At 73.4% G+C, this 13,848-nt stretch carries 13 protein-coding genes; 11 read left to right on the top strand and 2 right to left on the bottom strand.

The features are described from left to right. Positions 1-79: 79 nt before the first annotated feature. The 8 genes from AC07FJ_RS13945 (at position 80) to AC07FJ_RS13910 (ending at position 7,888) form a co-directional block, all read left to right on the top strand. The gene (locus AC07FJ_RS13945) at positions 80-1,054 is read left to right on the top strand and encodes a DUF3152 domain-containing protein (protein ID WP_479048703.1); all 975 of its coding nucleotides are present in this window, start codon (positions 80-82) and stop codon (positions 1,052-1,054) included. Between the two features lie 281 nt (positions 1,055-1,335). Beyond that, positions 1,336-2,181 (top strand): tryptophan 2,3-dioxygenase, encoded by an 846-nt coding sequence (gene kynA / locus AC07FJ_RS13940; protein ID WP_479048701.1) that lies wholly within the window; start codon positions 1,336-1,338, stop codon positions 2,179-2,181. After that, entirely contained in the window at positions 2,174-3,382 is a 1,209-nt protein-coding gene (gene kynU, locus AC07FJ_RS13935) for a kynureninase (protein WP_479048698.1), read from the top strand. The genes kynA and kynU overlap by 8 nt, the downstream gene beginning before the upstream one ends. Positions 3,383-3,471: 89 nt before the next feature. Further along, positions 3,472-4,350 (top strand): alpha/beta hydrolase family protein, encoded by an 879-nt coding sequence (locus AC07FJ_RS13930; protein ID WP_479048696.1) that lies wholly within the window; start codon positions 3,472-3,474, stop codon positions 4,348-4,350. 86 nt (positions 4,351-4,436) lie between these two features. After that, the gene (locus tag AC07FJ_RS13925; RefSeq protein ID WP_479048694.1) at positions 4,437-5,735 is read left to right on the top strand and encodes a sensor histidine kinase; all 1,299 of its coding nucleotides are present in this window, start codon (positions 4,437-4,439) and stop codon (positions 5,733-5,735) included. Next, positions 5,732-6,391 (top strand): response regulator, encoded by a 660-nt coding sequence (locus tag AC07FJ_RS13920; protein WP_479048692.1) that lies wholly within the window; start codon positions 5,732-5,734, stop codon positions 6,389-6,391. The genes AC07FJ_RS13925 and AC07FJ_RS13920 overlap by 4 nt, the downstream gene beginning before the upstream one ends. A gap of 20 nt (positions 6,392-6,411) precedes the next feature. Then, complete coding sequence (locus AC07FJ_RS13915) at positions 6,412-7,611, top strand: cytochrome P450 (protein WP_479048690.1); 1,200 nt, start codon at positions 6,412-6,414, stop codon at positions 7,609-7,611. Between the two features lie 25 nt (positions 7,612-7,636). After that, positions 7,637-7,888 (top strand): hypothetical protein, encoded by a 252-nt coding sequence (locus AC07FJ_RS13910; RefSeq protein WP_479048688.1) that lies wholly within the window; start codon positions 7,637-7,639, stop codon positions 7,886-7,888. A 24-nt stretch (positions 7,889-7,912) separates the two neighbouring features. Here AC07FJ_RS13910 and AC07FJ_RS13905 read toward each other — a convergent pair whose 3' ends face one another. Next, positions 7,913-8,773 carry a diacylglycerol kinase family protein gene (locus AC07FJ_RS13905; RefSeq protein WP_479048686.1) on the bottom strand — a complete coding sequence of 287 codons (861 nt, stop codon included), beginning with the start codon at positions 8,771-8,773 and terminating at the stop codon, positions 7,913-7,915. 144 nt (positions 8,774-8,917) lie between these two features. Between AC07FJ_RS13905 and AC07FJ_RS13900 the strand changes: the two genes are divergently transcribed. Next, the gene (locus AC07FJ_RS13900; protein WP_361426121.1) at positions 8,918-10,201 is read left to right on the top strand and encodes an adenylosuccinate synthase; all 1,284 of its coding nucleotides are present in this window, start codon (positions 8,918-8,920) and stop codon (positions 10,199-10,201) included. Between the two features lie 79 nt (positions 10,202-10,280). Here the strand turns inward: AC07FJ_RS13900 and AC07FJ_RS13895 are convergent, their stop codons facing one another. Next, positions 10,281-12,149: a serine/threonine-protein kinase gene (locus tag AC07FJ_RS13895; protein ID WP_479048683.1), complete on the bottom strand. Its 1,869-nt coding sequence runs from the start codon at positions 12,147-12,149 to the stop codon at positions 10,281-10,283. A 209-nt stretch (positions 12,150-12,358) separates the two neighbouring features. Between AC07FJ_RS13895 and AC07FJ_RS13890 the strand changes: the two genes are divergently transcribed. Beyond that, complete coding sequence (locus AC07FJ_RS13890) at positions 12,359-12,832, top strand: carboxymuconolactone decarboxylase family protein (RefSeq protein ID WP_479048681.1); 474 nt, start codon at positions 12,359-12,361, stop codon at positions 12,830-12,832. Positions 12,833-12,877: 45 nt separating this feature from the next. After that, the gene (locus tag AC07FJ_RS13885; protein WP_479048679.1) at positions 12,878-13,801 is read left to right on the top strand and encodes an RNA polymerase sigma-70 factor; all 924 of its coding nucleotides are present in this window, start codon (positions 12,878-12,880) and stop codon (positions 13,799-13,801) included. Positions 13,802-13,848: the final 47 nt, after the last annotated feature.

Here is a 13,848-nt window from a genome sequence, read left to right as displayed (position 1 = left end):
GGACGCCCTCCGCTGAGGCAGGCCCGCTACCGCCCGGTAGGATCGCACAAACCAGCGAATGACCGGGGGGACATCACTCGTGGGTACACGTGCCGCCGCATCCGGACGAAGCCGTCGCCGCAAGGGCGGCGGCGGCAGACGGCGCGGCGGCACGCGGCGTGCGCCCGCCCGGCGTTCCGCGGCCCCGAGGATCCTGCTCGCCCTCGGTCTGGTGACCCTCTGCCTCGGCGGCGCCGCCGCCGTGGCGCAGTGGCGGGACGGCGGCACGGACGCCCCGGCCGCCGCGGGCCGCCCCGGGAACGCCGAGAGCCCCCTCGCCCCGCCCGCCGACGCACTGCCGGCGGCGGAGCCGCCGTCGTCCGGCGCGTCGCCCGACCGGTCCGGCACCGCCTCGCCGCGCGCGAGCCGCAGCGCCTCGCCCCGCGCCCCCGAACCGGGGAAGGCCAAGCCCCCGGAGCGGATCCCCGCCGCGGTGCCGTCCTCCGGCGCCGGGACCTTCACCACGGCCCGCACCGGCGGCGACAAGGTCGGCACCGGCCCGCTGCGCCGCTACCGCGTCCAGGTCGAGGACGGCATCGACGGCGTCGGCGGTCTGGAGATCTCCGCCGCCCACGCCGCCCAGGAGATCGAGCGCATCCTCGCGCACCCGCGGGGCTGGGCGGCGCACGGCCGCGGGTCCTTCCAGCTGGTGACGGAGGACGCCGACTTCGTCATCCGGATCGCCAGCCCCGACACCGCCGACGCGCTCTGCGGGGCCCAGGGGCTCGACACGGGCGGCGAGCTGAACTGCGAGACCGTCGACGGCGTCGTCGTGAACCTCAAGCGCTGGATGCTGGGCTCGCCCACCTTCGCCGGTACCCCGGCCGAGTACCGGCACCTGATCATCAACCACGAGATCGGGCACGAGATAGGCATCCGGCAGCACATGGGCTGCCCGGGCCCCGGACAGCCCGCCCCCGTGATGATGCAGCAGATCAAGGGCCTGGACGGCTGCGTCTCCAACGCCTGGCCGTACGACGAGGACGGCCGGTACCTCACGGGGCCGATCGTGTGAACGAGCCGGTCGTGTCATGATGCGACTGGGGTCGCGCACGGACACCGTGCGGGCGCACGCGTGTGCGATCCCGAGGGGACCGGGGCCCTACCTGCCGGGACACTCGCGAGTGAGCCAAAGGGGCGCGCGGGCGTCGAAAGGGAGAACGCGCGGAGGCCGCGAGGTACGAGCGGCCGAGCACGATCGACCGTCGACGCACGCTTGAGCGCCCCGGAGGCGAACCGAGCGCCCGAAAGGCGGGGCAGACCGCTACCCGGTAGCACGCATTGACGGAGACAGCGATGTCTACTTCCCCCGATGCCTCCGCGGCCGGTTCGGACACCCCGAACCTGGACTTCGCAGGCACCACGCCGTACGAGGACTACGTCCAGGCGGACGTCCTCACCCACCTCCAGCACCCCCTCTCGGACGATCCGGGAGAGATGGTCTTCCTGGTCACCACCCAGGTCATGGAGCTGTGGTTCACCGTCATCGTCCACGAGTGGGAGACCGCGAGCCGCGCCCTGCGCGAGGACCGCCTCCCCGTGGCGATGGACGCGCTGAAGCGCTCCGTGCGCGAGCTGGAGGCGCTGAACGCCTCCTGGACGCCGCTCGCCCAGCTGACCCCCGCGCAGTTCAACTCCTACCGCAGCGCCCTCGGCGAGGGCTCCGGCTTCCAGTCGGCGATGTACCGGCGGCTGGAGTTCCTGCTCGGTGAGAAGTCCGCGTCGATGCTGGTGCCGCACCGCGGCGCCCCGCGCGTCCACGCCGAACTGGAGAAGGCGCTGTACGAGCCGAGCCTCTACGACGAGGTGCTGCGGCTCCTCGCGCGGCGCGGCCTGCCGGTGCCGGCGGAGATCCTCGACCGCGACCTGTCGCAGAAGTACGAGCCGTCGCAGGCCGTCGAGGAGATCTGGGCGAGCGTCTACGCCGACCCCGACCAGAACGGCGAACTGGTGCGCCTCGGCGAGGCGTTGACGGACGTCGCCGAGCTGGTGTGGCGCTGGCGCAACGACCACCTCGTCGCCACGCGCCGCGCGATGGGCTCCAAGACGGGCACGGGCGGCTCCGCCGGGGTGGCCTGGCTGGAGAAGCGGGCCCGCAAGAACGTGTTCCCCGAGCTGTGGACGGCGCGCAGTCATGTCTGATCTCACCCACAGGGCGTCGCTGCTGGACGCCAAGGACGAACTGGCGGGGCACCGCGAGCTGTTCGCCCTGGACGACGCCGCCGAAGGAGCCGTGTACCTCGACGGCAACTCGCTCGGCGCGCTGCCCCGCCACGTGCCCGGCCGCGTGGCCGACGTCATCACCCGCCAGTGGGGCGAGCTGCGCATCCGCTCCTGGGACGAGAGCGGCTGGTGGACCGCGCCCGAGCGGATCGGCGAGCGGATCGCGCCCCTCCTCGGCGCGGCGCCGGGCCAGGTGGTGGTGGGCGACTCGACGAGCGTCAACGTCTTCAAGGCGCTGGTCGGGGCCGTACGGCTGGCCGACGAGGCCCGCGACGAGATCGTGGTCGACGCGACGACGTTCCCCACGGACGGCTACATCGCCGAGTCGGCCGCCCGGATGACCGGCAAGCGGCTGGTGCCGGTCGCGCCCGGCGACGTACCGGCCGCCGTCGGCCCGCGGACCGCCGCCGCGCTCGTCAACCACGTCGACTACCGCACCGGACGCCTCCACGACCTGCCCGGCACCACGGCGGCGATCCACGCCGCCGGGGCCCTCGCCGTGTGGGACCTGTGCCACAGCGCGGGCGCGCTGCCCGTCGGCCTGGACGCGCACGGCGTGGACCTCGCCGTCGGCTGCACGTACAAGTACCTCAACGGCGGCCCCGGCGCGCCCGCGTACCTGTACGTCGCCGAGCGCCACCAGGCGCGCTTCGACTCGCCGCTGCCCGGCTGGACCTCGCACGCCGACCCCTTCGCCATGGAGCCGCGGTACGCGGCGGCCGAGGGCGCGGTGCGCGGGCGCGTCGGCACGCCGGACATCCTCTCCATGCTGGCGCTGGAAGCGGCGCTGGACGTCTGGGACGGGGTGTCGGTCGAGGCCGTACGGGCCAAGAGCCTCGCGCTGACGGACTTCTTCCTGGAGTGCGTGCGCGCGTACGTCCCCGAGGGCCGGCTCGTGTCCGTGACGCCGGAGGCGCACGCCGAGCGCGGCAGCCAGGTCGCGTTCCGCTGCCCGGACGCCCCCGCGGTGATGGAGGAGCTCATCGCCCGGGGCATCGTCGGCGATCTGCGCCGCCCTGACGTGCTGCGATTCGGCTTCACACCGCTGTACGTCGGGTTCGCCGACACCGAGCGGGCGGCACGCGTCCTCGCGGACGTCCTTTCGGAGCGTACGGGCTGACGTTCGGCCCTGATCTGCGGGGGCGCCAGTCCTGATACGGTCCCCGCAGGTCAGGCCAATTCGGCCCCGTCACCGAAAGGTTGAGCACCATGCCCGACCCTGCCGCGCGCGCCGCCCGCGACGCCGCCGAGGAGGCCTCGGCCCTGTCGCATCCGGCCGTCGACCCGGACTCCACCGCCGCGTACGGTGACCATCCGGACCAGGTCGTGGACTTCTACGCCCCGCGCGAAGGGGACCGCGCGCCGCTCGTCGTCGTGCTGCACGGCGGGGCGTGGCGGTCGCCGTACGACCGCCGGCACATCACCCCGTTCGCCGCCTACCTGGCACGGCGCGGCTTCGCCGTCGCCAACGTCGAGTACCGGCGGGGCAGGGACATCCCCGCGCAGGGTGGCGCCGGAGGCCCGGTCGCCGGGCGGTGGCCGGAGACCTTCGACGACGTGGCCGCCGCGCTCGACGCCCTGCCCGGGCTCGTACGCGCCCACCTGCCGCAGGCCGACGCGCGCCGTACGGTCGTCACCGGGCACTCGGCGGGCGGCCATCTGGCGCTGTGGGGCGCCGCCCGGCACGTCCTGCCCGCCGGTTCGCCCTGGCGGCTCGACGCGCCGCCCGCGCTGCGCGGCGTCGTCGCCCTCGCGCCCATCGCGCACTTCGAGCGCGCCGTGGAGCTGGACGTGTGCGGTGGCGCGGTGCGCCAACTCCTCGGGGCCGGTGAGGACTTCGAGGTGCGTGCCGGGGCGGCCGACCCGGCGGTCCTGCTGCCGACCGGCATCGCCACGGCCGTGGTGCAGGGCCGCGATGACACCGTCGTCCCGCAGGCCGTCGCCGAGGCGTACGTGGACGCGGCGGCCAAGGCCGGCGAGATGGTCGGGCTGACGTTGCTGGACGGTGTGGGCCACTTCCCGCTGATCGACCCGGCGGCGGACGCGTGCGCGGTCGTCGCGGAGGAGATCGCACAGCTGGCCTGGTGAGCGCCGCGTAGGACCCCGTAGTCCTCAGGGCGGACGCGGCAGGATCCGCATCCAAGGGGACGACCGCGCCCCGGCCCGCGCCTACGGTGGACGGCGTGACCGACACCAAGACCCGCAGCCCCGAGCTCCGGCTTGCCCAGGGCCTGCTCCAGGGCCTGCGCCGCGAGCTGTTCCACGACGTCCTCGCGTACCGGCTGCTGCCCCCCATGGCCACCGACGGCCCGGTGACCCGGCGCCTGCCGGGCCGGATACGCGCGTACGCGCAGTGGACGCCGCACGCGCTGGTGGTGGGCGCGGCGCTGGTCGTGCTGCTGATCGGGGCCGGCACTGGCCCGTATCCGATCGGTCTCGTGCCCGCCGGGGCGGTGCTGCTCACGCTCGTCCGGCCGCTCGCCGCGTTCTGGCTGTCGCTCGTGTCGGCGCCGTTCGTGAGCCTGCTCGCGGGCGGCTGGGGCGAATGGCCGTGGTCGCCGACCTGCTTCGCGGCCCACCTGGTGGTGCTGACCGTCGTGGCGGCGCGGACCCGGCCGCGCGCCGCGGCCTGGATGTGGGTGATCACCGCCGTCTTCTCGGTGTTCATGGAGACGGGCCTGGGCCGCGGGTACGGGTCGAACTCGCCGGTCCTGGTCTTCCTCGCCGCCCTCGCCCTCCTCGCCGTCACCGTGGTGCACGTGCGCCGCGAGGCCCGGCAGGAGATCACCGCCCAGCAGTCCGTCACCGCGCAGGAGCGGTCCATGCGCACCCTGCTGGAGGAGCGCACCACCATCGCCCGCGAGCTGCACGACGTGGTCGCCCACCACATGTCGGTCGTGGCCATCCAGGCCGAGGCCGCCCCCTACCGCGTGGAGAACCCGCCGCCCGAGCTGGAGCAGGCGTTCGCCACGATCCGCGAGAACGCCGTCGCCGCCCTGACCGAGCTGCGCCGTGTCCTCGGCGTCGTCCGCGCCCAGGACTACGAGGCTCCGGACGCCCCGCAGCCGACCCTCGCCGACCTCGGCGGGCTGGTCGCCAACGTCCGCGACGCCGGGCTCGACGTCGAGTCCACGGTGACCGGCGCGGTGCGCGAGCTGCCGCAGGGCGTGGAGCTGTCCGCGTACCGGATCGTCCAGGAGGCGCTCAGCAACGTGCTGCGGCACGCGCCGGGCGCGGCGGCGAAGGTGGAGGTGGCGTACGTCCTCGGCGGCCTGGGCCTCAGAATCGTGAACGGCCCCGCGCGGGGCCTGGTGAAGCCCGCACACGGAGCGGGGGCCGGTCACGGGATCACGGGCATGCGGGAGCGGGTGACGATGCTGGACGGCGAGATGACCGCCGGGGTGACCGACGACGGCGGCTACGAGGTCGCGGTCTTCCTTCCGGTGCCCGCGGCGAGGACGGAGGCGGCATGACCATCCGCGTACTGATCGTGGACGACCAGATGATGGTCCGCGAGGGCTTCTCCGTCCTGCTGAACGCCATGCCCGGCATCGAGGTGGTGGGCGAGGCCGTCAACGGCCGCGAGGCCGTCAGGCGGGTCGCGGAGCTGCGGCCGGACGTGGTCCTGATGGACATCCGCATGCCCGAGCTGAACGGCATCGACGCCACCCGCGAGATCGTCGCGGCGGACGGCGACGCGAAGGTGCTGGTGCTGACGACCTTCGACCTCGACGAGTACGTGTACCAGGCGCTGCGCGCCGGAGCGTCCGGCTTCCTGCTGAAGGACGCCTCGGCGCGGCAGCTGGCGGACGGCGTGCGGGTGGTGGCCGCGGGCGAGGCGCTGCTCGCGCCGACCGTCACCAAGCGGCTGATCACCGAGTTCGCGCGGCGTGCCGAGTCGCCGCGGGCGGCGGCGCTGGCGCGGGTCGGCGACCTGACCGAGCGCGAGACGGAGGTGCTGGTGCTGATCGCGCAGGGCCTGTCGAACGCCGAGATCGCCTCCCGTCTCGTCGTCGCCGAGTCGACGATCAAGACGCACGTGAGCCGGATCCTGGTGAAGCTGGGGCTGCGGGACCGGACGCAGGCGGCGGTGTTCGCGTACGAGGCGAGGCTGGTGACGCCGGGCTGAGCCCTGCGTAAGGTCGGCCCATGGACTTCGACCCGTGGTCCCCGCAGTGCGTCGCCGACCCCTACCCCGCCTACGCGGAGCTCCGTGCCCGGGGGCGGGTGCACTTCTTCGAGCCGAGCCGCCAGTACCTGGTGCCGCACCACGCCGATGTCGCCGCCCTGCTGCGGGACCGGCGGCTGGGGCGGACCTACCGGCACCGCTTCACGGACGCGGAGTTCGGGCGTACGCCGCCCCCGGCCGCGCACGAGCCGTTCCACGTCCTGAACGACCACGGGATGCTGGACCTGGAGCCGCCGGACCACACGCGGATCCGGCGGCTGGTGTCGAAGGCGTTCACGCCGCGGACGGTCGAGCGGCTGCGGCCGTACGTCCACCGGCTCGCGGGCGAGCTGGTCGACGGCCTGGTGGCGGAGGGCGGGGGAGACCTGCTGACCGCCGTCGCCGAGCCGCTGCCGGTCGCGGTCATCGCGGAGATGCTCGGCGTCCCGGAGCCGGACCGGGGGCTGCTGCGGCCGTGGTCGGCGGCCATCTGCGGGATGTTCGAGCTGAACCCGTCGGAGGAGACGGCGGCCCGGGCGGTCAGGGCGGCGGTCGAGTTCTCCGCGTACCTGCGGGGGCTGATCGCCGAGCGGCGTACGTCGCCGGGTGAGGACCTGATCAGCGCGCTGATCGCCGCGTACGACGAGGGCGACCGGCTCAGTGAGCAGGAGATGGTCTCCACCTGCGTGCTGCTGCTGAACGCGGGCCACGAGGCGACCGTGAACACCACCGTGAACGGCTGGTGGGCCCTGTTCCGCCATCCGGGGCAGCTCGCCGCCCTGCGGGCGGGCGAGGTGGAGTTGTCCACAGCTGTGGAGGAACTCCTCCGTTACGACACCCCGCTCCAGCTCTTCGAGCGCTGGGTGCTGGACGACGTCGAGATCGACGGCACCACCCTCCCGCGCGGCAGCGAGGTCGCCCTCCTCTTCGGCTCCGCCAACCGCGACCCGGCCGTCTTCGACCGCCCCGACACGCTGGACCTGTCCCGCCGGGACAACCCCCACGTCTCCTTCGGCGCGGGCATCCACTACTGCCTCGGCGCCCCGCTGGCCCGGATCGAGCTGGCCGCGTCGATGGCGGCGCTGCTGGAGCGCGCGCCGGGGCTGCGGCTCGTCAAGGAACCGGAGTGGGGGCCGAACTTCGTGATCCGGGGGCTGAACGGAATCACGGTGGAGGTCTGATCCGCGGGGGTGAAATCATGGACGGATGTCAACTGCCCTGCGCCGTACCGCCGCTGTCCTCGTCCTGCTCGCCGGAGCAGCCCTCGGCTTCTGGGTCGTCTTCGGGCCGCCCCACGACTGGACGGGCGGCATGCGGCTGCTGAAGTTCGCCCTCGGCCTGACCTCCCTGGGCCTGATATCCGGCAGCGCGTGGCTGATGTTCCCCGGCTCGCCGGACGACGACGAGGACGACGACACGACGCCCCACCCGATGACGGGCCCGCTCGACGCGCTCTAGGGGTGTCTCGCCGGCCGCCGAGCGTTACGCCGCCGGCAGCATCAGCGACCACGCCGACGGGCGCAGCGTCCACGTACGCGTCCACACCGGCCCGGTGACCAGCGCGTCCGCGCGGTAGCGGAACGACGCGCCCGAGACGGTGACCGCGGCCGCCTCGGCCCGGACCGGCTCCGCCGCCCGGGGGCGTACGACCACCTCGGCGACCCCGTCCCGGGACAGCACCGTCACGCCCTCGACCGGGTCGTCCGGACCGCACAGGAGCCGCCCGTCGGCCTCCACCCGGAGCCGGTACGTCCGCGTCGCCGGGCCCGGGCGTATGCCCGGCGACTCGGAGTAGCCCGAGGGCGCCGGGCGGACCAGCGTCCGCACCAGCGACCGGCACGCGTCCCACACCGACGGCGGCTCGACCACCGACAGTCCCGAGGGCCCGGCGTACCCCGCAGAACCCGCGGACCCCGCCGGGATCCGCAGCCCCCGCACCACCACGCCGTCGCTGTCGTCGACCAGCAGGTCCAGCCGCCGCGCCGCCCCGTCCAGCACCGCCCGCGCCGCCGCCACCGTGCTCAGCGGCACGCCGAGCGCCCCGGCCAGCTCCACCGTCCCGCGCGGCCCCACCGGGATCACCGAGAGGGCCTCCCCGTCCAGCTCGCGGCCCCGGTGCAAATGAGCCACCGCCCGCAGCAGCGCCCGGTCGTCCCCGACCACCACCGGGCGGCGCGCGCCGCGCCGGGCCAGGGCGCGGGCGAATTCCTCGGGCCCGTCCGGAAGGCAGATTTTCGCTTCTGCGCCCGCGTGCAGTACATCTTTCGCGATCCGTACGGACTCGCCGTCACTTCGGCGGGCGACCGGGTCGATGACCACCAGGAGCTGGTCGTGAGCCGACACCTCGGTCCTTCCTCGGGTAGTCTCTTTGTGCAAGAGCCCCTTGCGCTATTGCGCCAGGGGCTTCGTCTATTCCGGGGCACACCAACAGGCGGCGTTCACGCCTCCTGACCTTGGACATGCCCCGCCCGGAAGGGGTGTACGCCTGTGCCCGCACTTGTGCTGCTCGGTGCTCAGTGGGGTGACGAGGGCAAGGGAAAGGCCACCGACCTGCTCGGTGGATCGGTTGACTATGTGGTGCGCTACCAGGGTGGCAACAACGCCGGCCATACGGTCGTCGTCGGCGACCAGAAGTACGCGCTGCATCTTCTGCCGTCCGGAATCCTCTCCCCGGGATGCACCCCGGTCATCGGAAACGGCGTCGTCGTCGACCCGGCGGTCCTGCTCTCCGAGCTGAGTGGGCTGAACGAGCGCGGCGTCGACACCTCCAAGCTCCTGATCAGCGGAAACGCCCACCTGATCACCCCGTACAACGTCACCCTCGACAAGGTGACGGAACGGTTCCTCGGCAAGCGGAAGATCGGCACCACCGGCCGCGGCATCGGCCCGACGTACGCCGACAAGATCAACCGCGTCGGCATCCGCGTCCAGGACCTCTACGACGAGTCGATCCTGACGCAGAAGGTCGAGGCGGCGCTGGAGAACAAGAACCAGCTGCTCGCCAAGGTCTTCAACCGCCGCGCGATCGAGGCCGACAAGATCGTCGAGGAGATGCTCGGCTACGCGGAGCAGATCAAGCCGTTCGTCGCCGACACCACGCTGATCCTGAACAACGCCATCGACGAGGGCAAGGTCGTCCTCTTCGAGGGCGGCCAGGGCACGCTGCTCGACGTCGACCACGGCACGTACCCCTTCGTCACCTCCAGCAACCCGACCGCCGGCGGCGCCTGCACCGGTGCGGGTGTCGGCCCGACGAAGATCAGCCGCGTCATCGGCATCCTCAAGGCCTACACGACCCGCGTCGGCGCCGGCCCGTTCCCGACGGAGCTCTTCGACGAGGACGGCGAGGCGCTGCGCCGCATCGGCGGCGAGCGCGGCGTGACCACCGGCCGTGACCGCCGCTGCGGCTGGTTCGACGCGGTCATCGCCCGGTACGCCACCCGCGTCAACGGCCTGACCGACTTCTTCCTCACCAAGCTCGACGTGCTGACGGGCTGGGAGCAGATCCCGGTCTGCGTGGCGTACGAGATCGACGGCAAGCGCGTCGAGGAGCTGCCTTACTCGCAGACGGACTTCCACCACGCGAAGCCGGTCTACGAGTACCTGCCCGGCTGGTCCGAGGACATCAGCAAGGCGAAGACCTTCTCCGACCTGCCGAAGAACGCGCAGGCGTACGTGAAGGCGCTGGAGGAGATGTCCGGCGCGCCGATCTCCGCCATCGGTGTCGGCCCCGGCCGCACCGAGACGATCGAGATCAACTCCTTCCTGTAAAACCGCAGGACCGCAGGACCGCTGGACGGGGAGCCGGGTCGGTACGTCACCACGTACGGACCGGGCTCCCCGTCCGCGTTCAGCCCGACGGGCGTGGCGACACGACCGGCTGCCCGGGCTCCGACGGCCCCTTCCTGAGGTACTCGCCGGGCTCCCCGTCCGCGCTCATGCCGTACACCAGCAGCGTGTCCCTGCCGTCGACGCGCTTGACGCGCAGGTTCTGCGACGAGCCCATCCCGTAGTCCTCGCAGCCCGCGTCGGAGCCCGTGTCCGGCGTCGGCGGGCCGAGGACGAGCAGGCCGCCGGCACCGCCGACGACGGCCGTGCTGCCGCAGTTGAGCGTGCCCCCCGTCGGCTCGCCCGTCTCGTCGTCCGTCTTCGGGAAGCTGTTCTGGAAATGGACGAGCTGCGCGCCGATCGGGCCCTGGCTGACGGTGATCTCGGAGGTGTAGAGGTCGCGCTCCGCCTCCGGGATCTCCGGGTGCGGCGCCTGCTCCCACGTGCCGAGCAACGGGGCCGGCACGATCTCCGGCCCCGCCTGCACCTTTCGGAAGGTGGCCGTCACCGCGCCCGACGTCCAGCGCAGGACGTCCGGGGAGGTGAGCGTGAGCGTCTGGTGGGCGGCCGGAGTGCACTCCTTGGCGGGCACGCTCGTCGTCACGTCGCTCTCGCCGAAGACCACCTCGTTCTCGGCCGCCGAGACCAGCGTGGAGCGGCCCATGCACAGGCGCTCCCCGGTGACCTGGACGTACGTCCCCGCCTTCTGCCCCGGCACGCCGGTGCCGATCTCGATGCGGGCGGTCTCGTACGGGGCTTCCCGCGTGCCCTTGATGACGCCCTCCCAGGCCCCGCGGAAGGCGGCGGGGACGGCGTTGGGGATCTTGTCCCCGCCCGGCGGGGGCGTCGGCGTCGGGCGTATCCAGGAGAGCGGGTTCGAGCCGGAGAGGGTGAGGGCGGTGAGGGTGACGCCGGTGAGGGCGGTGAGCGCGACGGCGCCGATGAGGAGCGCGCGGCGGGTCCTGCGGGGCCTGAGCGGCGTGGGGGTCGCCGGTGTCGGTTCCCCGTCCTCGTCCAGCAGCCGGGCGGCGAGGCGGCCGAGCTGGGCCAGCAGCCCGGCCGGCAGCCACGGCTCGGCGGTCTCGACGTGCGCCGCCAGCCACGCGGCGGTCGGCCGGTCCGCCGGGTCCTTGGCCAGACAGCCGCGTACGAGCTCGTCGAGCTCGGCGGGCAGCCCGGCGAGGTCGGGCTCGTCGTGCGCGATGCGGAACATCATGGCGTGGATGCCGCTGTCGGCCGTGCCGAAGGGCGCGCGGCCGGTCGCCGCGTACGCCAGGACCGAGCCGAGGCAGAAGATGTCGGAGGCGGCGGTGAGCCGGTCGCCGCGCACCTGCTCGGGCGACATGTAGCCCGGCGACCCGACGACCGCGCCGGTGCCGGTGAGGCCGCCGTCCGTGACGGTGTCGAAGGCCCGCGCGATGCCGAAGTCGATGATGCGGGGCCCGTCGACCGTGAGCAGGATGTTGGCGGGCTTCAGGTCCCGGTGGACCAGCCCGGCGGCGTGGACGTGCTCCAGGGCCCGGGCCAGCCCGGCGGCCAGCGAGCGTACGGACTCCGGGGGCAGCGGCCCGTACTCGTCGCCGACCACCGTACGCAGGGACGGCCCGGCGACGTACCCGATCGCCACCCAGGGCGCCTCGGCCCCGGTGTCCGCGCCGAGCACGGGCGCGGTGCCGACCCCGCCGACCCGCTCCAGCGCGGCGACCTCGCGGGCGAAGCGGCGCCGGAACTCGTCCTGCGCCGCCAGCTCGGCGTGCACGACCTTGACGGCGACGGTGCGCCCGCCGGCCGACCGGGCGAGGTAGACGCGCCCCATGCCACCGGACCCGAGCCTGCCGAGCAGGCGGAACGGGCCGATCTGGACGGGGTCGTCACCAGTCAGAGGCTTCACGGGACCAGAGCATGCCAGAGGCCGTACGGGAGGGGGCCGGGCGTCCGGGACCCGGAGGGGAGCGGAGGGGCGCCGAGGCCGGCCGAGGGGAGACGAGACGCGGGTCACACGCGCCGTCGTGTCACAGGGCCTCGGGCTGCCTCGTCTCGTGGGCGTAGGCACCGGACACCGCTCACCCCACGAGCCCGGCACGACATGAGGAGCACACGATGAACGCGCGACTGGACTACTTCGCCAGCCCGACCGCCGGCAAGGTCCTCAAGCACTTCACATCGGCGGGCAGGGCGCTCAAGGAGTCGCCGCTGCCGTCCGCGACGCAGGAGCTGGTGGCGCTGCGCGTGAGCCAGATCAACGGCTGCGCCCTGTGCGTCGACATGCACACCAAGGACGCCGCCGCGGCCGGTGAGACCCCGGTACGGCTGGCCCTGGTGGCGGCGTGGCGGGAGGCCACGGTCTACACCGAGGCCGAGCGCGCCGCCCTGGAGCTGGCGGAGCGTGGGACCCGGGTCGCGGACGGGGCCGGCGGGGTCGACGACGAGGTGTGGGCGCGGGCCGCCAAGCACTACGACGAGGAGCAGCTCGCCGCGCTGGTGCTGCTGGTGTCCTTCATGAACACGGCGAACCGGCTGAACATCATCAACCGGCAGCCGGCCGGGGACTACGTGGCCGGGCAGTTCCACTGACCCCGGAAACGGGCCGTTGACGCAGGGGATCGAGGGGGAATCGGCGTGAGCAAGGTCGAGGAGTTCGAGGAGCTGCGGCCGCTGCTGTTCTCGATCGCGTACCGGATCCTGGGCAGCGTGAGCGAGGCCGAGGACGCCGTGCAGGAGACGTGGCTGCGGTACGACGCCTCGGCGACGCGGCCCGCGTCGGTCAAGTCGTTCCTGTCCGCCACGGTGACGCGGATCGCGATCGACGTGCTCCGCTCCGCCCGGGTGCGGCGGGAGGAGTACGTCGGGCCGTGGTTCCCCGAGCCGTTGCTCAACGACCCGTACGAGGACCCGGAACGCGCGGCGGAGCTGTCGGACTCGGTGTCCATGGCGTCGCTGCTGCTCCTGGAGCGGCTCAGTCCGCTGGAGCGGTCGGTGTTCCTGCTCCGTGAGGTGTTCGCCTTCGGGTTCGACGAGGTCGCCGCGGCGGTGGGCCGTTCGGAGGCCGCCTGCCGGCAGCTGCTCGTACGGGCGCGGCGGCACATGCGGGAGGGGCGGCCCCGGTTCGCGGCGGACCGGCAGGAGCGGCAGGAGCTGGCGGCGCGGTTCTTCGACGCGCTGAAGGACGGTGACATGGGCGGGCTGCGGGATCTGCTGGCCGCCGACGTCCAGTTGGTCGGGGACGGCGGCGGCAAGGCCCCGCAGCTGGCCAGGGCCATCGTGGGCGCCGAGAACGTGGCCCGGCTGCTCGTCTCCGTCTATCCGCAGATGGCCCTGGTCGACGTGACGTTCGACCCGCAGGAGGTGAACGGTCAGCCGGGGGCGGTCTTCCGCGACCGCGACGGCGGGGTCCTCAACATCTGGACCCTCGACGTGCTCGACGGGCGGATCCAGGCCATCCGCGCGGTCCTCAACCCCGACAAGCTCCGTCACCTCGGTCCGGTGGGCGACGCCTGGGCCGTCGAGCGCGAGGCGAGGGAGGCGCGGCGGCGGAAGAGGTGACGTGTGCCAGAGGGGCGGCTGCCGGGGGCGGCCGCCCCCGTGTAGGA

Source organism: Streptomyces sp. NPDC045998 (assembly GCF_056430285.1).
This window is presented reverse-complemented; position numbering and strand designations above follow the sequence as displayed.